The organism is Microtetraspora malaysiensis, from assembly GCF_050947145.1.
In the GTDB taxonomy this organism is placed as follows: domain Bacteria; phylum Actinomycetota; class Actinomycetes; order Streptosporangiales; family Streptosporangiaceae; genus Microtetraspora_A; species Microtetraspora_A malaysiensis.
Genome location: NZ_CP191998.1, coordinates 1947903 through 1973671 on the forward strand (window position 1 = coordinate 1947903; position 25769 = coordinate 1973671).

General features: G+C 71.9%; 21 protein-coding genes. 16 read left to right on the top strand and 5 right to left on the bottom strand.

The features are described 5' to 3' along the window. The first annotated feature begins 86 nt into the window (after nucleotides 1-86). Together ACQP1V_RS09510 and ACQP1V_RS09515 are read left to right on the top strand one after the other, a co-directional pair. Nucleotides 87-3257, top strand: a complete 3171-nt coding sequence (locus ACQP1V_RS09510) for a S8 family serine peptidase (RefSeq protein ID WP_433421038.1) — start codon at nucleotides 87-89, stop codon at nucleotides 3255-3257. Nucleotides 3258-3533: 276 nt separating this feature from the next. After that, a complete protein-coding gene (locus ACQP1V_RS09515; protein ID WP_387412924.1) occupies nucleotides 3534-3827 on the top strand; it encodes a YiaA/YiaB family inner membrane protein in 294 nt (97 codons plus the stop codon). Nucleotides 3828-3837: 10 nt separating this feature from the next. Here ACQP1V_RS09515 and ACQP1V_RS09520 read toward each other — a convergent pair whose 3' ends face one another. Both ACQP1V_RS09520 and macS read right to left on the bottom strand, forming a co-directional pair. Next, nucleotides 3838-4467: a response regulator gene (locus ACQP1V_RS09520; RefSeq protein WP_433425792.1), complete on the bottom strand. Its 630-nt coding sequence runs from the start codon at nucleotides 4465-4467 to the stop codon at nucleotides 3838-3840. Next, nucleotides 4379-5626 carry a MacS family sensor histidine kinase gene (macS, locus tag ACQP1V_RS09525; protein WP_433421040.1) on the bottom strand — a complete coding sequence of 416 codons (1248 nt, stop codon included), beginning with the start codon at nucleotides 5624-5626 and terminating at the stop codon, nucleotides 4379-4381. The genes ACQP1V_RS09520 and macS overlap by 89 nt, the downstream gene beginning before the upstream one ends. A gap of 137 nt (nucleotides 5627-5763) precedes the next feature. Here macS and ACQP1V_RS09530 point away from each other — a divergent pair, with 137 nt between their 5' ends. Together ACQP1V_RS09530 and glpK are read left to right on the top strand one after the other, a co-directional pair. Continuing rightward, nucleotides 5764-6582 carry an MIP/aquaporin family protein gene (locus ACQP1V_RS09530; protein WP_433421043.1) on the top strand — a complete coding sequence of 273 codons (819 nt, stop codon included), beginning with the start codon at nucleotides 5764-5766 and terminating at the stop codon, nucleotides 6580-6582. Between the two features lie 35 nt (nucleotides 6583-6617). Further along, nucleotides 6618-8135, top strand: a complete 1518-nt coding sequence (glpK, locus tag ACQP1V_RS09535) for a glycerol kinase GlpK (RefSeq protein ID WP_387412930.1) — start codon at nucleotides 6618-6620, stop codon at nucleotides 8133-8135. Nucleotides 8136-8151: 16 nt separating this feature from the next. Here the strand turns inward: glpK and ACQP1V_RS09540 are convergent, their stop codons facing one another. Beyond that, a complete protein-coding gene (locus ACQP1V_RS09540) occupies nucleotides 8152-8895 on the bottom strand; it encodes a GntR family transcriptional regulator (RefSeq protein ID WP_387412932.1) in 744 nt (247 codons plus the stop codon). Nucleotides 8896-9158: 263 nt separating this feature from the next. Here ACQP1V_RS09540 and ACQP1V_RS09545 point away from each other — a divergent pair, with 263 nt between their 5' ends. The 7 genes from ACQP1V_RS09545 to ACQP1V_RS09575 all read left to right on the top strand — a co-directional run bounded on the left by ACQP1V_RS09545 (nucleotide 9159) and on the right by ACQP1V_RS09575 (nucleotide 17907). Then, nucleotides 9159-10271, top strand: coding sequence for an ABC transporter substrate-binding protein (locus ACQP1V_RS09545; RefSeq protein WP_387412934.1), 1113 nt, complete (start codon nucleotides 9159-9161; stop codon nucleotides 10269-10271). Nucleotides 10272-10293: 22 nt separating this feature from the next. Continuing rightward, on the top strand, nucleotides 10294-11808 hold the full coding sequence (locus ACQP1V_RS09550) for a sugar ABC transporter ATP-binding protein (RefSeq protein ID WP_387412936.1): 1515 nt from the start codon (nucleotides 10294-10296) through the stop codon (nucleotides 11806-11808). Beyond that, nucleotides 11801-12760 (top strand): ABC transporter permease, encoded by a 960-nt coding sequence (locus ACQP1V_RS09555; RefSeq protein ID WP_433421047.1) that lies wholly within the window; start codon nucleotides 11801-11803, stop codon nucleotides 12758-12760. Before ACQP1V_RS09550 ends, ACQP1V_RS09555 begins: the two co-directional genes overlap by 8 nt. Beyond that, the gene (locus ACQP1V_RS09560) at nucleotides 12757-13770 is read left to right on the top strand and encodes an ABC transporter permease (protein ID WP_387412940.1); all 1014 of its coding nucleotides are present in this window, start codon (nucleotides 12757-12759) and stop codon (nucleotides 13768-13770) included. The genes ACQP1V_RS09555 and ACQP1V_RS09560 overlap by 4 nt, the downstream gene beginning before the upstream one ends. Next, nucleotides 13763-14653, top strand: coding sequence for a 3-hydroxy-5-phosphonooxypentane-2,4-dione thiolase (gene lsrF, locus ACQP1V_RS09565; protein ID WP_067135726.1), 891 nt, complete (start codon nucleotides 13763-13765; stop codon nucleotides 14651-14653). Before ACQP1V_RS09560 ends, lsrF begins: the two co-directional genes overlap by 8 nt. An 81-nt stretch (nucleotides 14654-14734) precedes the next feature. Continuing rightward, complete coding sequence (locus ACQP1V_RS09570) at nucleotides 14735-16390, top strand: glycerol-3-phosphate dehydrogenase/oxidase (RefSeq protein WP_433421050.1); 1656 nt, start codon at nucleotides 14735-14737, stop codon at nucleotides 16388-16390. Continuing rightward, on the top strand, nucleotides 16387-17907 hold the full coding sequence (locus ACQP1V_RS09575) for an FGGY-family carbohydrate kinase (protein WP_433421053.1): 1521 nt from the start codon (nucleotides 16387-16389) through the stop codon (nucleotides 17905-17907). The genes ACQP1V_RS09570 and ACQP1V_RS09575 overlap by 4 nt, the downstream gene beginning before the upstream one ends. Nucleotides 17908-17966: 59 nt before the next feature. On the opposite strand, the gene ACQP1V_RS09580 is transcribed toward ACQP1V_RS09575, so the two are convergent. Then, nucleotides 17967-18446 (bottom strand): nucleoside deaminase, encoded by a 480-nt coding sequence (locus ACQP1V_RS09580; protein WP_433421056.1) that lies wholly within the window; start codon nucleotides 18444-18446, stop codon nucleotides 17967-17969. A gap of 180 nt (nucleotides 18447-18626) precedes the next feature. Here ACQP1V_RS09580 and ACQP1V_RS09585 point away from each other — a divergent pair, with 180 nt between their 5' ends. The 3 genes from ACQP1V_RS09585 to ACQP1V_RS09595 all read left to right on the top strand — a co-directional run bounded on the left by ACQP1V_RS09585 (nucleotide 18627) and on the right by ACQP1V_RS09595 (nucleotide 21785). Next, entirely contained in the window at nucleotides 18627-19964 is a 1338-nt protein-coding gene (locus tag ACQP1V_RS09585; protein WP_433421059.1) for an ABC transporter substrate-binding protein, read from the top strand. Between the two features lie 63 nt (nucleotides 19965-20027). Continuing rightward, a complete protein-coding gene (locus ACQP1V_RS09590; protein ID WP_387412950.1) occupies nucleotides 20028-20942 on the top strand; it encodes a carbohydrate ABC transporter permease in 915 nt (304 codons plus the stop codon). Nucleotides 20943-20957: 15 nt separating this feature from the next. Further along, complete coding sequence (locus ACQP1V_RS09595) at nucleotides 20958-21785, top strand: carbohydrate ABC transporter permease (RefSeq protein ID WP_433421062.1); 828 nt, start codon at nucleotides 20958-20960, stop codon at nucleotides 21783-21785. Between the two features lie 21 nt (nucleotides 21786-21806). Here ACQP1V_RS09595 and ACQP1V_RS09600 read toward each other — a convergent pair whose 3' ends face one another. Further along, nucleotides 21807-23549, bottom strand: coding sequence for a beta-galactosidase (locus ACQP1V_RS09600; protein WP_433421065.1), 1743 nt, complete (start codon nucleotides 23547-23549; stop codon nucleotides 21807-21809). Nucleotides 23550-23641: 92 nt separating this feature from the next. On the opposite strand from ACQP1V_RS09600, the gene ACQP1V_RS09605 reads away from it, so the two are divergent. Continuing rightward, nucleotides 23642-24523, top strand: coding sequence for an AraC family transcriptional regulator (locus ACQP1V_RS09605; protein ID WP_433421068.1), 882 nt, complete (start codon nucleotides 23642-23644; stop codon nucleotides 24521-24523). 72 nt (nucleotides 24524-24595) lie between these two features. Then, nucleotides 24596-25759: a UDP-N-acetylglucosamine--N-acetylmuramyl-(pentapeptide) pyrophosphoryl-undecaprenol N-acetylglucosamine transferase gene (locus ACQP1V_RS09610; protein ID WP_433421070.1), complete on the top strand. Its 1164-nt coding sequence runs from the start codon at nucleotides 24596-24598 to the stop codon at nucleotides 25757-25759. The last annotated feature ends 10 nt before the right edge of the window (nucleotides 25760-25769 follow it).

Sequence of the window (25769 nt, forward strand, 5' to 3'; positions counted from 1 at the left end):
GCGCCCGGTGCCGGGCCCTGATGCGAAGAACATCTCGCCGATCGGCGGATAGGTAGTGATCCATTGTCCGCGATCTGGAGCATCGTATGCGACTGAGAACAACGGTGGCGGCAGCGTTCGCCCTGGTCATACTGGCCGCCCATCCGTTACCCGCGGCGGGCGCGCGGACGGGGCCGGACGGGCGGGCCGTCACGCTGATCACCGGTGATCGGGTGACCGTCCTGTCCGGGGGCGGAGTGATGATCGACCCCGGTGAAGGACGGGAGGACGTCGCCTTCCTCACCGAGGAGGAGAACGGGCGGCGGCGGGTGGTTCCCAGCGACGCCGTGCCGCTGCTGGGGGCGGGACGGCTGGATCCGCGGCTGTTCGACGTCGACGCGTTGCTGCGGGCGGGTCACGACGGCCGCCGTGACCACCTGCCGCTCATCGTCACCGGGATGGCCAAGCCCAGGGCACTGGCGGGGGGTTCGGCGATAGTGCCGCTGGCCGCGGTTGACGGCTATGCCGTACGTGAGGAGCGGGCGCGGGCGGTCAGCTTCTGGACGCAGCTCACCGCCACCCTGGGGAACGAGGGGAAGGTTTGGCTGGACGGGGTGCGGCGGGTCTCGCTGGACAAGAGCGTCCAGCAGATCGGAGCGCCCGCGGCCTGGGCCAGGGGGTTGACCGGGGCGGCGGTGAAGGTCGCGGTCCTGGACAGCGGGATCGACGCGGCGCACCCCGACCTGGTCGGCAAGGTGAGCCTGCGCAAGGACTTCACCGATGAGCCCGACGAACGGGACCTGGTCGGCCACGGTACCCACGTGGCCTCCATCATCGCCGGGAGCGGTTCCGCCTCCCAGGGGCGCTACCGGGGCGTCGCCCCGGGCGCGGACCTGTTGGACGGGCGGGTGTGCGGCTCGATGTGGTGCCGCGATTCGGCGATCCTTGCGGGCATGCAGTGGGCGGCCGAGCAGGGCGCGCGGGTGGTGAACCTGAGCCTGGGCCATGAGGACACGCCTGAGCAGGATCCGCTGGAGCAGGGGGTGGAGGCGCTGAGCGCCCAGTACGGCACGCTTTTCGTGGTCGCTGCCGGAAACGAGGGCGGGAAAGTCAGCTCACCCGCCACGGCCGAGGCAGCGCTGGCCGTCGGCGCCGTCGACTCCTCCGACGAGCTGGCGTCGTTCTCCAACCAGGGGCCACGGGCCGGGGACGGCGGGCTGAAGCCGGACCTCACCGCGCCCGGCGTGGACATCACGGCCGCGCGTAGCCAGCACAGCCCCGGTAGTGGCGCGTATGTGGCGATGTCGGGCACCTCGATGTCCACCCCGCACGCGGCGGGCGTCGCGGCGCTGGTGGCGGGTCTCCATCCGGAGTGGAAGGGGGAGGCGCTGAAGTCCGCGCTCATGGCCTCCGCCCGCCCGAACTCCGGGCTCGGCGTCTTCGCTCAGGGGGCGGGCCGCGTGGACGCCGATCGGGCCACGACGCAGACGCTGACCGCGCATCCGCCGTCGCTGGGCTTCGGCTTGATGCGGTGGCCGCACCACGACGACGAGCCGGTCACGAAGAAGGTGGTCTATCACAATCCGACATCCGCGCCGGTCACGCTCAGCCTGCGGGCCCGGACCGGGACGGTCTTCGCCGTCAGCCCGGCCACGCTGACTGTGCCGCCGGGTGGTGAGGCCGAGGCGAACGTCACCGCCGACACCCGCGCCGACGTATCCGACGGCCTGGTGAGCGACTACATCGTGGCCACCGGCGCCGACGGCGTCCAGGTGAGCACCCCGGTCGGGGTCGAGAAGGAGGTCGAGAGCTACGACCTGACGATCCGGCAGACCGATCGGGCCGGCAACCCGGCGAGCTACTACGAGATGGAGATCAGACGGCTGGACGCCGACCAAGAGCCGATCACCGTCCTCGGCGGGCCGAGTGTCCACACCGTGCGTCTGCCCAAGGGGACGTGGCTGGTGGACACCACCATCGTGGACGAGGCCGGAGTCACCCTGCTCGTCGATCCCCAGGTGAGGTTGGACGCGCCGCGGACCGTCGAGGCCGACGCCCGCCTGGGCAAGCCCATCCAGGTGCCGCCACCCACGCCGAACGCCACCCCCACCCACTCCAAGGTCGTCTACCGGACCGAGACGGCCACCGGCCGACGGCACCGGGGCTGGATGAGCCGCAGCTTCGACCGCGCCTTCACCGCCCAGCTGGGGCCGGGCGATACCTATGACGGAATGCTCACCCAGGTGGCCGGCTCCTGGACCGATGGCGCCGACGTCTACCGGGCGGCCTGGTTCGAACCCGGACGCCTGGTCACCGGCTTCCGGCGAGCGGTGGACCCGAAGAGCCTGGCGACCGTCGACATGGACTACGCGGGCCACCTGCCCGGCGCGACCGGCTTCACGTCCGGGAGGGCGATGCCCCCTGACAGCGCCTTCCCGTCCGACGTGATCCCGGAGGACTTCGCGATACCCGCCGTCCGCAGGGTGCGCGTCAACACTGATGGCGGCATCCGCTGGCAGCACTTCCTGTGGGAGGCGACTCCGGACCGCGTCAACCACTTCGAATCCGCTGTCCTTGGCTACCGGCCCGGCACCGTCACCACCGAGCGATGGAACCGGGGTGTGTTCGGCCCTTCGCTACCTTCCAGCGAGCAGTTCCGCGACGCGCTGATCCGCAGGGAGGACGTCATCTCCACCGACCTGTGGATGTTCGGCGACGGGCGGGGCACGCTCGGCTGGTCGTTCGCGGATGCTGAGCGCACCACCCTGTACCGCGACGGTGTGCTCGTCGGCTCCCAGCGGTCCCTCCTGGCCGACTTCCCCGTCTCGCCCGGGCGGGCGCGATACCGGCTGGAGGCCGAAGCCGAACGCGGTGCCCCGGCAACGCTTTCCACTCGGGTCTCGGCCGTGTGGACCTTCTCCTCAGGCGCCGTCCAGGCGGAGGAGCGCCTGCCGATCTCGGTTGTGCGTTTCTCTCCCGACCTTGACCGTCTCAACACCGCGCCTGCCGGGGTCGCCTTCACCATCCCGGTCACCGTTCAGCCCCAGCCGGGCAGCAAGGCTACCGGCTCACGCGAGCTGAAGGTGGAGGTCTCCTACGATGACGGCGCCACCTGGGTTCCGGCCAGGGTCCATGGCGCCCGGGTCCTCCTGCGTCATCCGGGGAAGGAAGGCTTCGTCTCCCTGCGCGCCACCTCCACCGACGGCGACGGCGACACCGTCGAACAGACCGTGATCCGCGCGTACCGCATCGCCTCACGGGCACACGACGTCCAGTGAGTCGAATGGGTGACGGCCGAGGTGGGGACCACTTCTGCCGTCACCCGCCGGGGTGTGGTTGATCTTCAAGTTGTCGGAGAGCGCTGCTGCTGACACCGAGCAGCCCCGGCACGCCACTGGACCGCCCGCGTCGCCCGGCAGAACGACCAGCCACGATATCCAGCCGCCTCCCCAGGCAGAAGGCCGGGAACGACCCACGCCCGGGTGAAGTACTCAGACGGAGTCGGGTAGTCGTACTCAGGCGCGGAGGCCGGGGCGGGGCGGACCATCGGAGGCATGAAGACCAAGCCCATCCAGCCCACGATGACGACCGCCTACTACACCCAGTGCGTCATCTCGTTCGGGATCGCGCTCACCAGTGTCGCGGTCGGCATCGCGTACCTGCCGGTCAGCCCGTGGGTGCGGGCGTTCCTGGGGATCGGGGTGATGTACACGGTGACGACGGCGTTCGCGCTCGCCAAGTGCGTGCGCGACCGGCAGGAGCTCGGCAACATGCACAGCCGGGTGGACCAGGCGCGCCTGGAGAAGCTCCTGTCCGAGCACGACCCGTACAAGGTGGACGGCGTGTGACCTCGGGCTCTCATTCCTCGTCCAGCCCGCGCTCGATCGCGTAACGGACCAGTTCGACCCGGTTGTGCAGCCGCAGCTTGCTCAGCGTGTTCTGCACGTGGTTCTGCACGGTGCGGTGGGAGAGCACCAGCCGTTCGGCGATCTGCCTGTACGAGAGCCCCTTGGCGACCAGGCGCAGCACCTCGGTCTCGCGGTCGGTGAGCCGGGGGCCGTCGTCGGGCGGCGGCTGCGTGGCGAGCCTGCGGTACTCCCCGAGGACGAGCCCGGCGAGGCCAGGGGTAAACACGGCGTCGCCCTCGGCGGTGCGCCGTACGGCCTGGAGGAACTCCTCGCGGCTCGCGGACTTGATCAGGTAGCCGGAGGCGCCCGCCTTCACCGCGTCGAGGACGTCGTCCTGCTCGCCGCTCGCCGACAGCACGAGCACGTGCGGCGGGTGCGCGGAGGCGGCCAGCCCGCGGGCCACCTCGACCCCGGACAGGTCGGGCAGCCGCAGGTCGAGGACGACCACGTCAGGACGTACGGCCGCCGCGACCCGGAGCGCCTGGCGTCCCTCACCCGCGGTCGCCACGATGTCGCAGCCGGCCTCGCTGAGGTCGCGGGCGATGGCGTCGCGCCACATCGGGTGGTCGTCCACCACCATCACCCGCAGACCGTTCACGACCGTAACTGTAGGACGGCCGGGCGGGGCCCGTGGAGGCCGTGGGCACGGTCAGTTCGACCTCGGTGCCCTGCCCGGGGACGGAGCAGACGTCCACCGCGCCGCCGAGGGCGGCGATCCGGCCGCGGATGGACTGGGCGACGCCGAGCCGGCCGGCGGCCTCCGCCTCGGCCAGGCGCCCGGCGGGGATGCCGGGGCCGTCGTCGCGTACGGTCACGGTGACGGAGCCGCCGTCCCCTTCCGCGAGGACCCAGGCCAGGGCGCCCTCGCCGCAGTGCCGGCGCACGTTGTCCAGGGCGGCGGCGACCGCGGCCACGACCTCCCCGGCCGATCTCGCGGGCAGGAGCAGCGGTGTCGCGGGCGTGGCCACGGTCACCGAGGCGGAGCCGAGCCGGCGCAGCAGGACGCCGACGTCGGAGAGTCCCGAGCCGCCGGCGGGGGACGGGTCGGCACGGATCAGCTCGCGCAGCGCCGCCTCCTGCTCTCCGGCGAGCCGTCCCAGTTCGGCGGCCTCGCCGCCGATCTCCAGACCGCGGCGCTGTACGAGGGCCAGCACCTGGAGGACGGAGTCGTGGATGCCGCGGGCGAGCCGCTCCCGCTCCCGGCCGGCCGCCTCCATCTCCACCGCCCGCTGGAGCCGCCGCTCGGCCTGCTCGGTGAGCCGGGCGACGTGGCCGACGACGGCCCCGGCCAGGATCAGCAGCGCCGACCCGTTGAGGGGGACGAGGAGGTCGAAGCCGCGCAGGCCGCGCACCCACAGGTCGGCAGTCGACAGCAGGACCCCGGCCGCGACGCCGACGCGGCGTCCTCCGTGCACCGCCCAGGCCAGCACGGGGCCGCCGATCCAGGTCGCCGTGATCGGCACGACGCCCCCGAGCTCGGCCTCGGGCCCCTGCGCGTACGGCGAGGCGAGCAGGCAGCCCACTGTGACGAGCAGGTCGATCAGCAGCAGCGCCCGGCCGCGCGCGACGCGGTAGGCCGCCGTCGCCCCCGCCGTCCAGAGCGCCATCACGCCGAGGATGAGCCACCCGAGGGCGGGTCGCCGGTAGTCTCCCGAGGCCGCGAGCAGCAGCGCGGCGTACGCGAGCGAGGCGACGCGGTACACCGCGATGGCCCGCCAGAAGGGTCCGTCCGTGCCCATGAGCTCCCGAGTCTCTTGTCTCTCACTTTTATGCCATATGGACGGACTCTTGAGGTGGTGGGCCGTGTCCGCCGGTTCGTACGCGGAGATCAGTAGAGGGCGAGGGCGCCGGGGCCGCCGCAACCGGAGGGGAAGACGTGGCTGCACACGCGAAGGCCCCGAGGCTGGTCGCGGAGCTGGCCGCGGAGTTCGCGGGCACGCTGATCCTGATCCTGTTCGGCACGGGCGTCGTCGCGCAGGTCGTCGCCGCCGGTCTCGGGAACCACGACAGCGTCTCGTGGGCGTGGGGGCTCGGCGTCACCTTCGGCGTCTACACGGCGGCGCGGATCAGCGGCGCGCACCTCAACCCGGCCGTCACACTCGCGTTCGCGGTGTTCAAGGGCTTCGCCTGGCGCAAGGTGCTGCCGTACACGGCGGCGCAGACGCTGGGGGCGTTCGTCGCCGCGCTGCTCGTGCGGTGGAACTACGACGAGGTGCTGACCACGGTCGATCCGGGCCGCACGCTCAAGACGCAGTTCGTGTTCTCGACCCTGCCGGGCAACGGGTCGCTGCCGGTGCCTCTGTGGGGCGCGTTCCGCGACCAGGTGATCGGCACCGCGATCCTGCTGTTCCTGATCTTCGCCGTGGTGGACGAGCTGAACGTCGCGCCGGGGGCGAACCTGTTCCCGGTCGTCATCGGGCTGATCGTGGTGGCGATCGGCATGGCGTGGGGCGCCAACGCGGGCTACGCCATCAATCCGGCGCGCGACTTCGGCCCGCGCCTCGCGTCGTTCATCACCGGGTACGCGACGGCATGGCGGGACCAATACGGGGAGCTCTATTTCTGGGTGCCGATCGTGGCCCCGCTCATCGGCGGCGTGGTGGGCGCGGGCCTCTACCGGCTCCTGATCGCCCGGTTCCTGCCGGTCACGGGGCTGGAGGTGGGCCGTGTCCCCACCGAGAACGAGGGCATCTGACCTGGTGAGGCGCGCGGCAGAGGGGGCGACATGCCATGGCGGACTTCGTCGGAGCGGTCGATCAGGGCACCACGAGCACCCGGTTCATGATCTTCGATCGGGGCGGGAACGAGATCGCCCGGCACCAGCTCGAACACCAGCAGATCCTCCCGCGCGCCGGATGGGTGGAGCACAACCCGACGGAGATCTGGGAGCGTACCCGGGCGGTGATCGAGACGGCGCTGCGCGGCGCGCGGCTGGCCGCGTCCGACCTTGCGGCGCTCGGGGTGACCAACCAGCGGGAGACGACGCTGGTCTGGAACCGGCGGACGGGGCGGCCGTACTACAACGCGATCGTGTGGCAGGACACCCGGACCGACCGTGTCGCGGCCGCGCTGGACCGCGACGGCAGGGGTGACGTGATCCGGCGCCGGGCCGGGCTGCCCCCGGCGACGTACTTCTCCGGCGCGAAGATCCAGTGGATCCTGGAGAACGTCGAGGGCGTGCGCGAGGACGCCCGGTCGGGTGAGGCGATCTTCGGCACCGCCGACACCTGGTTGCTGTGGAACCTCACCGGCGCGACCGACGGCGGCGCGCACGTCACCGACCCCACGAACGCCAGCCGCACGATGCTGATGGACCTGGAGACGCTGGACTGGGACGAGGAGCTCCTGTCGTTCTTCGACGTGCCGCGCGAGATGCTGCCGCGCATCCTCCCGTCGTCCAACCCGGACGCGTACGGCATGACCCGGCGCTGGGGGCCGCTCGCCGGGGAGGTGCCGCTGTCCGGCGACCTCGGCGACCAGCAGGCGGCGACCGTGGGCCAGGTCTGCTTCGATCCCGGCGAGGCCAAGAACACCTACGGCACGGGCAACTTCCTGCTGCTCAACACCGGCGGAGACCCGGTGCGGTCGCGGCACGGCCTGCTCACCACGGTCGGCTACCGTTTCGGCGCCGAGCCGCCGGTGTACGCGCTGGAGGGGTCGATCGCGGTGACCGGCTCGGCCGTGCAGTGGCTGCGCGACCAGCTCGGCATCATCTCGGGGGCGGCGCAGAGCGAGGCGCTGGCCCGGCAGGTGAGCGACAACGGGGGCGTCTACTTCGTGCCCGCCTTCTCCGGCCTCTTCGCGCCGTACTGGCGTTCGGACGCGCGCGGCGTGATCGTCGGGCTGTCCCGCTTCAACACGAACGCGCACATCGCGCGCGCCGCCCTGGAGGCGATCTGCTACCAGACGCGCGACATCGTCGAGGCGATGGAGCGTGACTCGGGGGTGGCCCTCGACGTGCTGCGCGTGGACGGGGGCGTGACCGCCAACAACCTGTGCATGCAGCTCCAGGCGGACATTCTCGGCGTGCCGGTGTCCAAGCCGGTCGTGGCCGAGACCACCGCGCTCGGAGCCGCGTACGCCGCGGGGCTGGCCGTGGGCTTCTGGAGCTCGACCGAGGACCTGAGGAAGAACTGGCACGAGGCCCGCCGCTGGCTGCCGACCTGGACGGACGAGCAGCGCGCGGAGGGCTACGCCGGGTGGAAGAAGGCGGTGGAGCGGGCGCTCGGCTGGGTGGAGGTGGAGTGACCCGGCCGAACGCCCCTCATCGGATGCCGACGTAGAACCGGGTCTGGTCGCTGCGGTGCAGCGCGTAGTACGCCTCGAACCGGGTGTTGTCGTCCAGCCAGGCGACCGACTCGATGCCGAGCAGCGGCGTCGAGGTGGAGACCTCCAGCAGCGCCGCGTCCTCGGAGTCGGGGAAGACCGCCTCGATCCAGCGGTCCGCGGCCGCCGGCTCGATGCCGTACCGCCGCCGCAGCACGTCGTACAGGGACTGGTTCTCCAGGACGGCGCGCTCCAGGCCGGGGACCAGGCGGGCGGGCAGCGCGGTGTCGACGAGCAGCCACGGCTGGCCGTCCACGCAGCGGAGCCGGCGCAGCCGGACGACCTCCTCGCCGCGCGGGATCCGGAGGAGGGCGGCCTCCCGCTCGTCCGCCTGGCCCAGCGACTGGTGGATGGTCTGCGTGGTCACCCGGCGTCCGGACTCCCGCAGATCGTCGGCGGAGCCGGACGTCGTTCCGACGAACCGCAGCTCCGTCTTGCGCGGTGAGACGAAGGCGCCGCGCCCCTTGATCTTGTAGATGAGGCGCTGCTGCACGAGTTCCCGCAGGGCTTCGCGTACGACGGTGCGGGACACGCTGAACATGTCGCTCAGCTCGGCCTCGGACGGCAGTGGCTGGTCCGGGCCCAGCTCGCCGCTCTCGATCTCCGCCCGTAAGGCCCGCATGAGCTGCATCCACAGCGGCTCCGCCCCGTCGCGGTTGAGGCGCGGATAGGTGATCGTCACGGGTCCCCTCCTTGGAGGCAAGCTTCTGGAAGCATGCCATGCCCGGCAGCCTGTCATGACAGGCTGTCGAACCTGTCGTGAAGATTATCCTGCATTGCCCAGCTCGTGTGGCCCAGGAAACTCTCTCTTGACAGCTCCGTAACGTCGGCTTAGTTTGCTTGTCACTACAGGCCTGTAATGACATCCCGCTCTCTCGCGAGTGATGCGTTCCCGCGGCTTTCGACTTCTCCCGCTACGGCGGACCTGCTCTCTCTGGAGACACGATGCGTATCCGTACCTCTCGCCGGCCCTGGCGCGCGGCCTCCGCGGCGACCATCGCCGCCCTCGCGGTTCTGGCCACGGGCTGTGGCTCCGGCGACAACGCCTCCGGTGACAAGGCGAGCTCCGGCGGCAGCGGCGACAAGCCGTTCATCGCGCTGAGCAACGGCTTCATCGGCAACGGCTGGCGGCAGACGATGATCGCCAAGTTCGAGGCGGCGGCCACGCAGGCGCAGCAGGACGGCCTGATCAGCAAGTACAAGGTCGTCAACGCGCCCGGTGAGAACTCGGCCACCGAGCAGGTCGCGCAGATCAAGAGCCTGCTCCTGCAGAAGCCGGACGCGCTGCTGATCGACCCGTCCTCGCCGACCGCGCTCAAGCCGGTCATCCAGCAGGCCTGCGACGCCGGCGTCAAGGTCGTGGTGTTCGACTCCGCGATCGACGCCCCGTGCGCGTACGTGCTGCAGAACAGCTTCGTCGACTGGGCCACCTACGCCGCGAAGCCGCTCCTCGAGGGCATCGGCGGCAAGGGCAACGTCATCGTGAGCCGCGGCGTCGTCGGCTCGCAGCCCGAGGCCGAGATGTTCGACACCACCAAGAAGATCCTCGGCGAGTACGCCGACGTGAAGACCGCCGCGACGGTGACCGGCATGTGTGACGGCGCCACCGCGCAGAAGGCCGTGCTCGGCGTGCTGTCCAGCGTGCCCAAGGTCGACGGCGTCATCGGCTGCGGCGACGGCTACGGCGTCGCCCAGGCGTTCGCCACCGCCGGCAAGCCGGTGCCCGCCGTGACGTTCGAGACCAACGGACGCGCCCTGAACTACTGGAAGGACAACAAGATCGACAACGGTTCGGTCGCGGTCATGTCCGACCCGGGCCAGTCGGTCGCCGCCCTGTGGGAGGCCCTCGACCTGCTCGACGGCAAGGACGTGCCGAAGCAGCTGACCTTCCCGATCGTCCTCGTGGAGCAGAAGGACCGCGACGCCTGGGCCGCCGCGCTCAAGCCCGACGAGTACGCGGCGTGGCCGTGGACCCGCGACCTGTTCCAGAAGCAGGTCGAGGCCGTGAAGACCGGCGGCGAGCCGGTGCAGCCGCCGATCCCGACGGCCGCCGGCTGACCTGGAGTACGCACAGGAGGGCATGCACGTGGACAACCGGGGACCGCGGGCCGGCGAGCCCGTCGTCATCGCCAAGGGCGTGACCAAGACGTACGGGCGCACCCGGGCGCTCACCGGCGTGGACCTGGAGGTCCGCGCGGGAGAGGTGCTCGGGCTCGTCGGCCACAACGGAGCCGGCAAGAGCACGCTGATGCGCGTGCTCGCCGGACTGGAGGCCTGCGACGAGGGCGCGGTCCTGGTGCACGGGAAGGAGGTCTCCGGCGCGGCCGGACCGCGCGCGCAGGACTTCCGCGCGGTGCGGATGGCCTACCAGGAGACCTCGCTCTGCCCCGATCTCACGGTGGCGGAGAACATCTGGGTGTCGTCGCGGCACTGCCTCCCGCGCCTGCGCTGGCGGCGGGCCGCGAGCGACGCCGTGCGCCGCCGCCTCGACGAGATGTTCCCCGGCCACGGCGTGACGCCGCGCGACCGGGTCGAGGACCTGTCGCTGGCCCAGCGCCAGATGGTCGAGATCACCCGGGCCAGCCTGGTGGATCGGCTCGACCTGCTCATCCTGGATGAGCCGACCGAGTCACTCGGCCCCGACGCGGCGCGCTCGCTGTACGACTACGTCCGCACGCTGACCGCGGCGGGCACCGCCGTGCTGCTCATCTCGCACCGCATCCGGGAGGTCCTCTCGGTGGCCGACCGCGTCGCCGTGCTGCGCGACGGCGCGGTCACCGCCGAGCGGTTCGCCGAGGGGCTGGGCGAGCAGGACGTGCTGGAACTGATGGGCGCGCATGTCGCGGTCCCCTCGGATCGGGAGCGCGCCGCCGCCCGAGCCGCCGGAGACGGCGCCGACCGGCCGGTCGTGGCCGAGCTGCGCGGCGCCACCGGACCCGGCCTGCGCGAGGTCTCCCTGCGGGTCGGCGCCGGCGAGGTCGTGGGCCTCGCCGGGCTGGCCGGGCAAGGCCAGCAGGAGGTGCTCGAACGCCTGTGGCGCCCTGTCCGGCGCGACACCACGGTGGTCGGCACCCGCGCGTACGTGCCCGGCGACCGGCAGCGCTCCGGCGTGCTGCCCCTGTGGAGCGTCGCCGAGAACCTCATCGTCACCGCCATGCGCGGCCTCGCACGCCAGGGCCTGCGCCGCCCGGCCGAGGAGCGCGCGGCCGTCGGCGACTGGGTCGAGCGGCTGGCGATCCGCGGTGGCGCGGACGCCGGCATCACCGAACTGAGCGGCGGCAACCAGCAGAAGGTCATCGTCGCCCGGGCGTTCGCCTCCACGGCGGAGCTCGTGCTGCTCGACGACCCCTTCCGCGGCGTGGACGTGCACACCAAGACCGACCTGTACGCGCTGATCCGGCAGGAGGCGGCGCAGGGCCGGAGCGTCGTCTGGTACTCCAGCGAGAACGCGGAGATGGCCCACTGCGACCGGGTCTACGTGTTCCGCGCCGGCCGCGTGGTCGCCGAGCTGGTCGGCGAAGAGATCTCCGAGGAACGGATCATCGCCGTCTCCTTCGCCGAGTCCGAGTCGGATGGAGAGCAGAGCAATGAGTGAGCTCCTCGCGTCGGCCCTGCCGTCCCGGGCCAGGATGCGCCGCACGGCGCCCGCCGTGGTCAGCGCCGTCGCCCTCGCCGCGATGGTCGCGGTCTGTGCCTCGCTGCAGTCGGACGTGCTGAGCGTGGGCGGCCTGACGCTCGTGCTGTCGGCGACCGTGCCGCTCGTCATCGCGGCCCAAGCCCAGATGACGCTCATGTCGGTCGGCGACATCGACCTCGGGATCGGCAACTTCGTCGGCCTGGTCACGGTCGTGTCGGCCACCATGCTGGTGACGTCGCCGCTGCTCGGCGTCCTGACCCTGGCCGGCCTCGTCGCCGCGTACGCGGTGCTGGGCGCGCTCATCCACCTGCGCCGGGTGCCGTCGCTGATCGCGACCCTCGGCGCCTCGTTCGTCTGGCTGGGGCTCGGCCTGTTCATCCTGCCGACGCCCGGCGGCTCGACCCCCGAGTGGCTGGCGTCGTTCGGCTCGTGGGCGCCCGCCGGGTTCCCCGCGCCGCTGCTGCCGATCCTGGTCGTCTCCCTGGTGGTGTACCTGCTCAGCTCGCGCAGCGGGCTCGGCGTGCGGATGCGCGGCCTGGGCAGCAACCCGGTGGCGCTCGAGCGGGCCGGGATGCGGCCGCTCGCCTCCCGCGTCATCGCGTACACGACGGCGGGCGCGCTCGGCGTGCTCTCCGGCCTCGTCCTGGCCTCCCAGACGGGCGGCGGGGACGTGTCGTCGGCCACCAGCTACCAGCTCATGACCGTGGCCGCGGTGATCCTCGGCGGCGGCTCCTTCTTCGGCGGGAGCGCCGTGCCCTGGGGCGTGGCCATCGGCGGCGTGACGCTCGGACTGGTCAGCGTCGTCCTCAGTCTGCTCGACGTGCCGTCGAACATGCAGTCCGCCGTGCAAGGCGTGATCGTCCTGGCCGTGCTCGCCGGCCGCGTCGTGGTCGGGAAGGTGCTGCGATGAACATCCGCACGATCGTCTCGCGCCCGTGGATCTGGGGCTTCGCCGCGGCGGTGCTCGTCTGGGCGATCATCATGGCCATCTCAGGCCAGGGCGGCGGCCAGACGGTGTCGCTCGCGCTGTCCCTGGCGCCGTACCTCGTCGTCGTCGGGCTCGGGCAGATGCTCGTCATCACGGCAGGCCCCGGCAACATCGACGTGTCGGTGGCGTCGATCATCTCGCTGGCCGGGTTCGTCTCGGTCGGGGTGGCCGCCTCGACCGGGTCGGCGACCGTCGGCATCCTCGCCGGCATCGGCGTCGGCGTCCTCGTCGCCACCATCAGCACCGTGGCCATCCTCGGCCTGTCCGTGCCGCCGATCATCGCCACGCTGGCCGCCGGGCTCGTCGCCTCGTCGGTCACGCTGTCCCTCGCGAACGGCTTCACCGCGGTGCCCGACCCCGGCCTGCGGCAGCTCCTCAACGTGCGCCCGGCGGGCATTCCCGTCCTCGCCGTGGCCGTCGCGGCCCTGACCGGGCTGGTCATCGTGCTGCTGCGCCGTACGGTCTACGGCCGCTCCCTGCTCGCGGTCGGGCAGAACCGCCGGGCCGCGGAGCGGGCCGGCATCCCGGTCGCCCGCGTCATCGCGACCACGTACCTCGTGAGCGGCGCGCTCGCCGGACTGACGGGCGCCCTGCTCGCGGCCTACATCGCGCCCTCCGCCGACCTCGGCACGCGCTACCTGCTCGACTCCGTCGCCGTCGTCGTCATCGGCGGCACGCTCATCTCCGGCGGCCGGGCCGTGCCGGTGGGCGTGTGGGGAGCGGGTCTCTTCTTCATCCTGCTCGACGGCCTGGTCAACCTCGTGGGCTGGAGCACGGCCGCGCAGAACCTGCTGAAGGGCGGCCTGGTGCTCTTCGTCCTCTTCCTCGCCGGCGGGGGTGACCGTGCCGGGGGCACGGCCTCCCGATTCAGAAGACGGCCGCGAACAGCGGCCGCTACCACCACAACAACAGGAGACAACACTCATGGCTGACACCGACGGCCTGATCGACGCCCGCGACTTCGGGACGTCCGCGGCCCCGGCGGGCGGCTTCCACGTGAAGGGCGCGCACGCGCAGGACTGGGGGCTGCAGAACCGGCTGTCCCGCATCTTCCGGCCGGACACCGGGCGGACGGTAATGCTGGCGTTCGACCACGGCTACTTCGTCGGGCCGATGGCGGGCCTGGAGCGTCTCGACCTCAACATCGCGCCGCTCGTGCCCGACGCCGACGCGATCATGATGACGCGGGGCGCGCTGCGCACCAGCATCCCCTCCACCACCGGCGCCGGCATCGTGCTGCGCGCCAGCGGCGGCCCGAGCATCCTGCGCGAGCTGTCCGACGAGCACATCGCGCTCGACATCGAGGACGCGGTCCGTCTCAACGCGGACGCCCTGGCCATCCAGGTGTTCGTCGGCGGCGAGCACGAGTCCCGCTCGGTCGCCAACCTGGCCAAGCTCGTGGACGCCGGTCAGCGGCACGGCGTCCCCGTCCTCGGCGTCACCGCCGTCGGCAAGGACATGGTCCGCGACGCCCGCTACTTCCGGCTGGCGACCCGGATCACCGCCGAGATGGGCGCGCACATCGTCAAGACGTACTACGTCTCGGAGGGCTTCGAGACCGTCACCGCGAGCTGCCCGGTGCCGATCATCGTGGCCGGCGGCAAGAAGCTGCCCGAGCTGGACGCGCTGACCATGGCGTACCGCTCCATCCAGGAGGGCGCCGCCGGCGTGGACATGGGCCGCAACATCTTCCAGAGCGAGCACCCCGCCGCCATGCTCGCCGCCGTGCGCGCGGTCGTTCACGACGGTCTGAAGCCGGAAGAGGCCCTGGAGCTCTTCAAGGAGCGCTCGGCCGCCGGCACCGCAGCGTCCTGACCCTTCCAGGGCGCGGGTCCCCGGGCGGCATCGGCAGTGCCGCGGCGGGGACCCCCGCCCGCCATTCCCGGGAGCAACCCCATGCCGCACCACCACGCCGGACGTGACGACGTCGTCGACCTCGCCGTCATCGGAGCCGGTATCAACGGGCTCGCCGTAGCCCGAGACGCCGCCGCCCGCGGGTTGCGCGTCGTCGTCGTCGACCGCGCCGACGTGGGCGCGGGCACGTCGAGCACGTCGAGCAGGCTGATCCACGGCGGCCTGAAGTACCTCGAACGCTACGACTTCACGCTCGTGCACGAGTCCATCCGCGAGCGGCACCTGCTGTTCCGCACCGCGCCGCACCTCGTCCGGGACTACCCGATGCTCATCCCCTCCTACAAGGGGGACAGCAGGCCCGGCCCCCTGATCAGGCTCGGCCTGGCGGCGTTCGACGTCATGGCCATGAACCGCGGGCGCGGCATCAGCCGCAGCGTCTCCGTGCGCAAGGTCGCCCGCCGCTGGCCCACGCTGTCCCGCAAGGGGCTGCGCGGCGCGGCCCTGTTCCACGACGCGCAGGTGCCATGGGCCGAGCGGCTCTGCGTCGAGCTGCTGCTCGACGCCCAGCGCCTCGGCGCGCGCGTGCTCACCTACACCACGGTCACCGGGCTGATCGTCGAGGGCGACCAGGTCCGCGGCCTGCGGATCGAGGACAACGCCACCGGCGAGCGGAGCGAGATCCGGGCCGCCATCACCGTCAACGCGGCCGGGCCGTGGATCGACCGCATCCTCGACGGCCAGGTGAAGAGCCGCCGCCTCAACGGCGGCACCAAGGGCAGCCACATCGTCGTGGACCCGTTCCCCGGCGCCCCCGACACCTGCATCTTCTTCGAGGCCGCCTCCGACCAGCGGCCGATCTTCGTCTTCCCCTGGCAGGGCCGGTACGTCATGGGCAGCACCGACCTCACCTACGAGGGCGACCTGGACGAGGTCGTCGCCAGCGACGCCGAGATCGAGTACCTGCTCGCGGAGACCAACCGGATCTTCCCCGACGCCCGGCTCGCGCCGTCCGACGTGCTGTACAGCATCGCCGGGGTGCGGCCGCTGCCGTACACGGAGGGCGTGTCGGACAACGCCAAGATCAGCCGGGGGCACACGGTGCTCAACCACGCCCCCGCGTACGAGGGGCTGCTCACCGTCATCGGCGGCAAGCTGACCACCCACCGCGCGCTCGCCGAGGACGTCACCGACGAGGTGCTGCGCGTGCTCGGCCGCCGCCCGCGGCGATGCCTCACCCGGGAGCGGTCGTTCCCCGGCGCGGACACCTCCGACTGGAAGGCGTTCGCCCAGGACTTCATCCGCTCCTCGCCGCTCTCCGGCCGGCAGTCGCGCCGCCTGCTCACCCTCTACGGCGTGCGCGCCCGCCGGGTGCTCGAACTCGCCGCCGAGGACCCGTCGCTGGCGCAGGTCGTGGACGCCGAGACCGGCGCGCTGGCCGCCGAGGTCGTCATGGCCGTCCGCGAGGAGGGGGCCGTGACGTTGGGTGACATCCTGCTACGACGTATCCTTGTCGGGCTCGGCGCGGACATGGGCCTGTCGGCCGCCCCCGCCTGCGCCGACGTCGCCGTACGGCATCTCGGGTGGGACGAGGCGCGGGCGCGCGCCGAGGTCGCCGACTACGAGGCGGAGCTGCGCCGCTTCCGCCCCCGAGTCCTGGCCACCTCGACATCCAGCGGCAGCGACAGGAGGACCCCGTGACCGACCCGACCCCCTGCTACATCGGCGTGGACGTCGGCCTCACCGCGTCGAAGGCCGCCGCCTTCGACGTCGAGGGCAACGAGATCGGCGTGGTCCACGCCCGCACGCCGCGCACCGCGGTGACCGCGCACCGGCACGACGTGGACATGGTCGCGCTCGCCGACACCGTCATGTCGCTGCTCGCCGATCTGGCCGGCAAGCTGGCCGCCGACGGCTACGTCCCGGCCGGCATCGGCGTGGCCGCACACGGCAACGGGCTGTACCCGGTGGACGCGTCCCTGCGGCCGGTCGCCCCGGCGATCGCGTCGTCGGACAGCCGGGCCCAGCACATCGTGGACGAGATCGCCGAGGAGGACGCGCTCCGCCTGGCCCGCGAGACCGGATCCATCCCGTGGGCGGCCCAGCCCAGCGTGCTGCTGAGCTGGCTGCGCGACGCCGAGCCGGAGGCGTACGCCGCCACCCGCTGGGCGCTGTCGTGCAAGGACTGGGTGACCTGCCAGCTCACCGGTGTGCCGAGCGCCGACTACAGCGACGCGAGCGCGTTCGGCATGGTGGCCCTGGACACCCGCGAGTACAGCGCGACCGCGCTTGAGCTGGTCGGGCTGCCCGCGAGCGACCTGGAGCGGTTCCCGCCGCTGCGCGAGTCCGGCGAGATCGTCGCCGGGCTGAGCGCGCGGGCGGCCGAACTGACCGGCCTGCCCGAGGGACTGCCGATCATCGCGGGCTGCATGGACTGCGTGGCGGCGACCCTGGGCGCCGGAGGCCGCGCGCTCGGCGACGTGACGATCATCGTCGGCACGTGGGCCATCAACGGCGTGGTCGTCCCCGCGGGCACCCCGGCGCCCGAGGTCACCCTCAGCGCGCTGATGCCCGACACGGCCACGATGCTGGCCATGGAGGTCGCTCCGACCTCGGCCGCCAACCTCGAGTGGCTGTCGTCCTCGTCGGTGCCGCACGGCCAGGTCGGGGGCGTCCCGGCCACGGAGCTCCTGGCGGAGGCGGCCACGGTGCCGCCGGGCTCGGACGGCCTGCTGTTCCTGCCCTTCGTGAACGGCGCCCCTGAGCACCCCGCGGCTTCCGGGACGTTCCTCGGCATCTCGGGCATGCACCGTCGCGGCCACCTCACCCGCGCGGTCATCGAGGGCGTCGCGCAGTACCACCGGGTGCAGCTCGACCGGGTCCTGGCCAGCGGCGCCGACGTCGGCGACCGCCCGTGGCGGCTCGCCGGAGGCGGCGCCAGGTCCGAGGTGTGGGCGCAGATCTTCGCCGACGTGCTCGGTCGTTCGGTTCGCCGCCAGCTCACCAGCGAGCTGGGCGCGCGCGGTGTCGCGTCGCTGCTGCCCGCCGCGCTCGGCCACGACGTCGCGCCGTGGTCGGTCAACGACGAGGACGACCTCTGCGTGCGCCCCGGCCCCGCCCGCGAGGCGTACGTCCGGCACGGCGAGGTGTTCGACCGGGTCCTCGCCGGCATGTGGGGGCCGTGGTCGGAGGTCGAGCGGTACCGCACCGACTCCTGACCCGCTCGCCGTTCCGTTTCTCCGGGGCCGCGCCGACCGTACCGGTGGCGCGGCCCTGTTCAGCGCGCGGTGTGGAAGCGGCGGTGCAGGTCGTGCACCCGCTCTTCGAGTTCGGGGACCGGGCCCTCCACCACGACGCCGGGGGCGACCTCCTGGATCGGGAGGGCCCGCACCGGAGCCGCCGGGACGCCCAGTTCGGCCAGCCAGGAGACGAGCTGCGCGGACGAGGCCGCGTACACGATGCGGCCCAGGCCGACCCAGCCGTGCGCGGCCGCGCACATCGGGCAGTGCTCGCCCGAGGTGTAGACCGTCGCCGCCGCCCGCTCCTCGGGGGTCATGTTCGCGGCGGCCCAGCGCGCCAGCTCGAACTCGGGGTGCCGGGTGTGGTCGCCCCCGGCGACCCGGTTGTGATCCTCGGCCAGCGCGGTTCCGTCGCCCGCGACGAGCACGGAGCCGAACGGCTCGTCGCCCTTCTCCAGCGCCTCGGCCGCCAGCTCCACGCAGCGGTGCAGATGCCGCAGGTCCGCCTCGGTCGCCATGGACGCCTCCCCGAAATGTGATGTTCCGGGCAATGCTAGATGATGTGCGTTCCGTGACCCTCGAAGTCGCCGTGCGCAAAGTGCAAGGACCGGCCGCTGTTTGTCCATGGAGCGGACCCTGCTCTCGGAGTGAAGGTTGCGGCTGACCGGATCACCGTGGGCTAGGGAGGACGAAGCGTCATGGGCGTCACACAGCAGGCGAGGCGGAGCGCCGGAGTGGCCGCCGGAGTGGCCGCGATCCTCATGGTCGCCGCGTGCGGGGGCGGTGGTGGTGGCGGCGCCGACGCTGGTGGGGACAGACCGGCCGCGTCCGCGGGTCCGGTGACCGTCGAGTGGTGGGGCTGGGCGCCCGGCTACGACAAGGCGGCCGAGGCCTGGAACGCCTCCCACCCGGACATCCAGGTGAAGTACGCCCAGATCGAGCCTGGGGCCAAGGGCGGCTACCAGAAGATGCTCGGCGCGGTGAAGGCCGGGAACGCCCCCTGCCTGGCCCAGGTCGGCGGCGAGACCCTGGCCAGCTTCCTCGTCGAGGGGGCGCTGGAGGACATCACCGACTACGCCAAGGAGTCGAACGCCAAGTTCCAGCAGTGGGCGGTCAACTCGGTCACCTTCGGCGGCCGGCAGGTGGCCGTGCCGGTGGACTCCGGGCCGATGGGCATGTTCTACCGCAAGGACATCCTCGCCAAGCACAAGATTGACGTGCCGAAGACGTGGGACGAGTTCGCCGCCGCGGCCGAGAAGCTGCACGCCGCCGACCCCAAGGCCTTCCTCACGTCGTTCAACCCGGACGACATGTACGGCTTCAGCGGCTACGCCTGGCAGGCCGGGGCGAGCTGGTTCTCCACCGCCGGCGACGCGTGGAAGGTGAGCATCACCGACGAGCCCACGCTCAAGGTCGCGAACTACTGGCAGGGGCTGCTCGACAAGAAGCTCGTCGACGTCAAGCCCGCCTGGTCGGACGCCTGGTTCAAGGACTTCACCGACGGCAGGATCGCCTCGCTGGTCGGCGCGGTGTGGATGACCAAGGTGCTCGAGGACTCGATCCCGAAGACCTCGGGCAAGTGGGCGGTCGCGCCGATGCCCTCCTGGGAGCCCGGCACGACGGTCACCGGCAACGTCGGCGGCTCGCCCAACGCCGTGCTGAAGGGGTGCGCGCACCCCAAGGAGGCCGTGGAGTTCGCCACCTGGCTGGCCACCGACCAGGCCGCGTTCGACGACCTGATGGTCAACGGCGGCCTGTTCCCGACCTCTGCCGGCGGCACCTCGCTGCCCGCGATGAAGTCGCCGCGGCCGTTCTACGGCGACCAGCCGGTCTTCGAGGTGTTCTCCGAGGCGGCAACGACGGTCGCGCCGACCTTCGCGTGGGGCCCGACGACCCCCGCCGTGAACGACGCCTTCAACTCCGCCGTGGGTGAGGCGGTGAGCAAGGGCGGCACGCTGGCCGACGCGCTCAAAACCGTCCAGGAGAAGGCCGTGGCCTCCATCAAGGACAAGGGCCTGAGCGTCACCGAGGGCTAGGTCGTGTGAGACGTCCCGTACGGCGCCGCCGTGCGGGACGTTTCCTCTCCAGAAAGCGAAAACATGGCAGTCCAGCAACATGAGACGGCCCGCCGGGGTGGCACGACGGTGATCGGCAGGAAGACCAACCGGGCGGCGCTGATCTTCCTCCTGCCGTTCGGGGCGCTGTTCGTCGTCTTCTTCGTGCTCCCCATCGGGTACGCGGTCAACGAGAGCCTGTACAAGCTGAAGCGGTCGGGTCTCGGGTTCGGGACGCCGGAGCGGGTCTTCTCCGGCCTGGCGAACTACGCGGCGGTCTTCCGGGACGACACCTTCCTGACCGGGGTGCGACGGCTGCTGCTGTTCGGGATCGTGCAGGTCCCGATCATGCTCGGCCTGGCGCTGGTGCTGGCCCTGCTCCTCGACGGCCACGCGGCCCGGTTCAAGCGGTTCTTCCGGCTTGTCTACTTCCTGCCGTACGCCGTGCCGGGCGTCATCGCGGCGATCGTGTGGTCGTTCCTCTACACACCGGAGATCTCGCCGTTCGGGCTCGACCTGCTCGACGGCGGCGTGGTGCTGTGGTCGATCGGCAACATCGTCACGTGGACGTGGACCGGCTTCAACATGCTGGTCATCTACTCGGCGTTGCGGGCGATCCCCAGCGAGCTGTGCGAGGCGGCGGCGATGGACGGGGCGAGCGCCTGGCGGATCGCCTGGTCGATCAAGGTGCCGATGATCCGCCCGTCGCTCATCCTGACCGGCGTCTTCTCCATCATCGGCACGCTGCAGCTCTTCAACGAGCCGACCGTGCTGAGCGGCGTCACCACCGCCGTCTCAAAGAGCTACACGCCACTGATGTGGTCGCTCCAGGTCGCCCTGGACAACAACGACTACGCGCTGGGGTCGGCGATCGCCATCGTGCTCGCCCTGCTCGCCGGCGCGCTGTCCTTCCTCTTCCTGCGGCTGTCCGCCTGGCTCACCCGACGCGGAGTGATGTGACCGATGAGAACGTCCATGCGAGCCCAGGTGCTCACCACCGCGTTCCTGTTCGTCGTCGCCGTCTACATCCTGCTGCCGGTGTGGTGGATGGTCGTGTCCGCCACCAAGTCGGCCGCCGACCTGTTCGACACGCCCGGCCTCTGGTTCGGCGGCGACCTCCACCTGGCGGGCAACATCGACCGGGTGATGTCGCAGGACGGCGGTCTGTACTCCCGCTGGCTGCTGAACACCCTGATCTACTCCGGGGGAGGCGCGCTCGGGGCGACGCTGCTCGCGGCCATGGCGGGGTACGCGCTGGCGAAGTATCCCTTCCGCGGCCGCGGCATCGTGTTCGCGATCGTCATGGGGGCGGTCCTCATCCCCGCCCCGCTGATCACGCTTCCGCTGTACCTCCTGGAGAGCCGGCTCGGCCTGCTGAACACCATGTGGGGCGTGCTGCTGCCCTGCATGGTCAGCCCGTTCGGCGTCTACCTCGCCCGCGCGTACGCCGAGGCGGCGGTGCCCGACACGCTGCTGGAGGCGGGCCGCATCGACGGCGCGGGAGAGTTGCGGATCTTCTTCACCATGGGGATCCGGCTGATGGCGCCCGCGCTGGTGACGCTGTTCCTGTTCCAGTTCGTGGCGATCTGGAACAACTTCTTCCTGCCGATGATGGTGCTGAACGACCAGGCCCTGTGGCCCGTCACCCTGGGCCTGGTCAAGTGGCACGGCATCCGCACCGGCTTCCTGCGCGACGCCGTCGTCACGGGCGCTCTCATCTCGATCGTCCCCGTCATCCTGGCCTTCGTGTCGTTGCAGCGCTTCTGGAAGGCCGACCTCGCCGCCGGAAGCGTCAAGCTCTGACGGTGCCCGCGACGCCCGGCCTCACCCGAGGTCGGGCTCCGGCCGCAGCTCCACGACGGGCTCCCCGGCCACATCCAGCTCCAGGACGACGATCTCGTTGTCCCCGGTCCGCAGCAGGGGGCCGGGGACGTAGAGCGTGTGCTGCGGCCCGATCGACCAGTAGCGGCCCAGGCAGAAGCCGTTGACCCAGACGTAGCCGTGCCCCCACCCCGGCAGCGCGAGGAACGTGTCGGCCGGTTCCTCCACCGTGACCGTGCCCCGGAAGAAGGCCGGCACGGCGGCCGCCGTACCGGACCGGAACGGGACCTCGCCCGCGTCGCCGAACCGAAGGTCGCCGAGCCGGACCGCCTCCGCCGTCACGCCGTGCAGATACTGTCGCTCGTGCCTGATCCCGCCGGTGACGCCCTTGCGCTCGCCCATGAGCGGGCCGTAGTTCAACCGCCCGAGCGACTCGACCAGCAGCTCTACCGTGGCCGGGCCGGACACCTCCACCGTCCGGTGTTCCTTCTGGCCCACGGGGTCCAGCACGGCCACGCGGACGCCGTCCACGTAGACGTGGGCCCGGTCGTGCAGGCCGTCCACGACCAGCGGGTACGGCCCGCGCGGCCCGGGGACCTCCACCCGGTAGCGCACCAGGCCGTGGTCGAGCCCGAGGTCCTCGAACGACGGGGGCGTCGGGCCGGCGACGGGCGGTCCCGCCAGCGCGGGCAGCACGGGCAGCAGCGCCGCCGACTCCGTCAGCCGCACAGTGGCCGGGGGAAGCACGGGCAGCGCGGGAGGGGGTTCCGGCGCGGGGTTGTAGCGCGTCAGCACGTCGCGGAACCGGCGGAACTTCTCCGTTGGCGCGCCGCTCTCGCTGATGGGAGCGTCGTAGTCGTACGACGTGATCGTGGGCATGTAGGCGCCGGTCTCCAGGTCGCGGTTCGCCCCGGCCCAGGTCCCGAAGTTCGTCCCCCCGTGCGCCATGTAGATGTTGACGGACGCTCCCGCCGCCAGCACCTCCTCCAGCACGGCGGCGGCCTCGGCCGCGTCCCGGGTGACCCGCCCCCGCCCCCAGTGGTCGAACCAGCCGATCCACAGCTCCATGCAGACCAGCGGGTCGTCCGGCCGGTGCCGCCTCAGGGTGTCGAGCGCCGCGGCGGGGTCGGAGCCGAACGTGGCGGTGGCGAGCACGCCGGGGAGGGAGCCGCCGGTCAGCATGTGGTCCTCGGCTCCGTCCGCGGTGAACAGCGGGACGTCGATCCCCGACCCGCGCATGGCGTCCGCGAGGTGGCGCAGGTAGGCGGCGTCCGTGCCGTAGGAGCCGTACTCGTTCTCCACCTGGACCATGAGCACGTTTCCGCCCCTGGTGATCTGGTGCTCGGCGACGCGGGGGAGGAGCCGGGCGAACCACCGGTCCACGTGGGCGAGGAACTCCGGGTCGCTCGTCCGAAGCCGGCCGGTCACCCACGACGGCAGGCCGCCGTTGTCCCACTCCGCGCAGATGTACGGTCCCGGCCGCACGATCGCGTGCAGGTCCGCGTCCGCCGCCGCGCCAAGGAAGCGGTCAAGGTCGTCCAGGTGCCGATACATGCCCGGACGCGGTTCGTGCAGGTTCCACGGCACATAGGTCTCAACGGTGTTGAGCCCCATGGCCCGCATCATCGCCAGCCGGTGCGACCACTGGTCCGGATGCACCCGGAAGTAGTGCATGGCGCCGGAGAGCAGGCGGAACTCCTCGCCGTTCAGCCGGAACACGCCGTCCTCGATTGTGAAAGTCCCCACGGACGATCCCCCTCGGTTCGTGACGGGATCGTCATTCAGCCTCATTACGATCCCCGGGACACGAGCTTGCCGAGGGCCGGGTGGGGGCGACCATGGACAATTCGCGGCGTCCTGTTGGACCCGTCGACTGGGTGCAGGGGCAGGAGCCCTGGGAGCACTGGTGGCACTACCTCACTCCGAGTCCGGTCCACCGGCGGCTGGGGCTCGCCTGCCTGGCGGTCGGCACCCAGCGGGGGCGGCTGCCCGCCGTCGGCCCCCGCGTCCTCGACCACCACGTCGCCGTGATCGTCCTGTCCGGCCAGGGCTGGTTCTCCTGGGACGGCCGGCCGCCGGTGGACGTGGCCGCCCCCGTGCTCCTGTGGCTGTTCCCCGGCGTGGAGCACCACTACGGCCCGTACGAGCCGGGCTGGTCGGAGTGCTTCGCCGACTTCACCGGCCCATCCGTCGCCGCTTATGGCGAGTTGGGGTTCCTCGACCCGGAGGAGGCGGTTGTCCCGCTGTCGTCGGCGGAGCCCGCACACCTGGTGGTCAAGAAGATGGCCGCGGCCTGCCGCCGCGGCGGCCCACACATGGAGGTCGAGACCTCCGCCGCCGTCCACGAGCTGCTGGTGACCCTGCGCCGCAGCCGGGCCGACCACGACCCCAACGGCAACCCGGTGCTGGAGAGCCTGGCCAGGGACGCCTGCCTGCCGCTGTCGGTGCCCGAGCACGCCCGCCGCCTGTCCATGCGGGTCGACGATCTCCGCGACGCCGTACGGCGCAGCGCCGGGTGCAGCCCCAAGGAGTACGTGCTGGCGATCCGTCTCAACCAGGCCAAGGAGCTGCTGGCCGGCACCGACCTCGCGGTGGCCGCGGTCGCCCGCAGGGTCGGGTACGACGATCCCGGATACTTTACCCGGCTCTTCACGCGGCGCGTGGGGGTCGCCCCGAGCGTGTTCAGGGAGCAGCAGTCGCGGGGGCCGTTCGGTCTCTGATGTCGGGGCATGGCCGCATTCGTGGAAAAGTGGTGCTCCGCAATTGTGGACACCGTTGAGAGGACACACGGGATGATGGCCGGAGACCGACGAAGCCTGCGGCTGCTCGTCACCGGGGGCGGGACCGGCGGGCACACCTACCCGGCGCTGACCACCATCGGGGCGGTCCGGGAACGTGCCACGGCGGCGGGATACGACCTCGACGTGCTGTGGGTGGGCACGGCCGACGGCCTGGAGGCCCGGGTCAGTGCCGAGAACGGCATCCCGTTCCGGGCGATCAAGGCGGGCAAGCTGCGCCGCCGACCCAACATCCGCGAGCTGGCGTCGAACCTCGCCGACATGTTCCGGATCCCGGTGGGCCTGACCCAGGCCGCCGTCATCGCGGCCCGCTACCGGCCGGACGTCGTGCTGTCCACCGGCGGGTACGTGTGCGTGCCGATCGGCCTGGCCTCCCGGATGCTCGGCCGGCCGCTGGTGATGCACGAGCAGATCACCGCGCTCGGCCTGGCCAACCGGATCCTGGCCAGGTTCGCCTCGCGGATCGCGCTCACCCACCCGTCCTCGATCGACCACCTGCCGCGGCGGGCCCGCGAGCGCGCCGTGGTCACCGGCAACCCGATCCGGCAGCACCTCGTGCACGGTGACGCCGCCTCCGTGTGGGAGCACTTCGGCCTCACGCCGGGCCTGCCGCTCATCTACGTCACCGGCGGCGCCCAGGGCAGCCGCCAGATCAACAGGATGATCGAGGAGATCCTGCCCTCGCTGCTCACCCGGTCCCAGGTGCTGCACCAGTGCGGCGCGGGCTGGATCGACCAGCTCTCGCAGGCCGCCGCGCGCCTCCCCGCCGAGCTGCGGCGGCGCTACCACCCGGTGCCGTACATCGGGGGCGAGCTGGCGGACGTGTTCGCCGCCGCCGACATCGTGGTCTCCCGCAGCGGGGCGGGCACGATCGCCGAGCTGACCGCCGTGGGCAAGCCGTCCGTGCTCATCCCGCTGGTGCCGTCCGCCGGGGACGAGCAGCGGCAGAACGCCCGCTATCTGGCCGAGTCGGGCGCCGCCCGGGCCATCCTGGAGGACCGGCCGGGGTCGGACCTGCTGCTCGCCGAGCTGAACGCCCTGCTGGGCAACCCGGGCGACCGCGCCGCGATGGCGTGGGCGGCCAAGTCACTTGGCCGCCTCGACGCCGCGGACGCGCTCGCCCAGGTCATCCTCGACGAGGGCGGCGTCCTGCCGTAGTTCCGGGATC

What these genes read in the sequence shown, in the direction of transcription:
- macS (WP_433421040.1), bottom strand. Translation starts at nt 5,626, where the DNA reads ATGGGCACGGACGGACCCTTCTGGCGGGCCATCGCGGTGTACCGCGTC.
- ACQP1V_RS09570 (WP_433421050.1), top strand. Translation starts at nt 14,735, where the DNA reads ATGCCGCACCACCACGCCGGACGTGACGACGTCGTCGACCTCGCCGTC.
- ACQP1V_RS09520 (WP_433425792.1), bottom strand. Translation starts at nt 4,467, where the DNA reads ATGGTGGTGGACGACCACCCGATGTGGCGCGACGCCATCGCCCGCGAC.
- ACQP1V_RS09545 (WP_387412934.1), top strand. Translation starts at nt 9,159, where the DNA reads ATGCGTATCCGTACCTCTCGCCGGCCCTGGCGCGCGGCCTCCGCGGCG.
- lsrF (WP_067135726.1), top strand. Translation starts at nt 13,763, where the DNA reads ATGGCTGACACCGACGGCCTGATCGACGCCCGCGACTTCGGGACGTCC.
- ACQP1V_RS09595 (WP_433421062.1), top strand. Translation starts at nt 20,958, where the DNA reads ATGCGAGCCCAGGTGCTCACCACCGCGTTCCTGTTCGTCGTCGCCGTC.
- ACQP1V_RS09515 (WP_387412924.1), top strand. Translation starts at nt 3,534, where the DNA reads ATGAAGACCAAGCCCATCCAGCCCACGATGACGACCGCCTACTACACC.
- ACQP1V_RS09605 (WP_433421068.1), top strand. Translation starts at nt 23,642, where the DNA reads ATGGACAATTCGCGGCGTCCTGTTGGACCCGTCGACTGGGTGCAGGGG.
- glpK (WP_387412930.1), top strand. Translation starts at nt 6,618, where the DNA reads ATGGCGGACTTCGTCGGAGCGGTCGATCAGGGCACCACGAGCACCCGG.
- ACQP1V_RS09555 (WP_433421047.1), top strand. Translation starts at nt 11,801, where the DNA reads ATGAGTGAGCTCCTCGCGTCGGCCCTGCCGTCCCGGGCCAGGATGCGC.
- ACQP1V_RS09510 (WP_433421038.1), top strand. Translation starts at nt 87, where the DNA reads ATGCGACTGAGAACAACGGTGGCGGCAGCGTTCGCCCTGGTCATACTG.
- ACQP1V_RS09580 (WP_433421056.1), bottom strand. Translation starts at nt 18,446, where the DNA reads ATGGCGACCGAGGCGGACCTGCGGCATCTGCACCGCTGCGTGGAGCTG.
- ACQP1V_RS09560 (WP_387412940.1), top strand. Translation starts at nt 12,757, where the DNA reads ATGAACATCCGCACGATCGTCTCGCGCCCGTGGATCTGGGGCTTCGCC.
- ACQP1V_RS09610 (WP_433421070.1), top strand. Translation starts at nt 24,596, where the DNA reads ATGATGGCCGGAGACCGACGAAGCCTGCGGCTGCTCGTCACCGGGGGC.
- ACQP1V_RS09550 (WP_387412936.1), top strand. Translation starts at nt 10,294, where the DNA reads ATGCACGTGGACAACCGGGGACCGCGGGCCGGCGAGCCCGTCGTCATC.
- ACQP1V_RS09585 (WP_433421059.1), top strand. Translation starts at nt 18,627, where the DNA reads ATGGGCGTCACACAGCAGGCGAGGCGGAGCGCCGGAGTGGCCGCCGGA.
- ACQP1V_RS09590 (WP_387412950.1), top strand. Translation starts at nt 20,028, where the DNA reads ATGGCAGTCCAGCAACATGAGACGGCCCGCCGGGGTGGCACGACGGTG.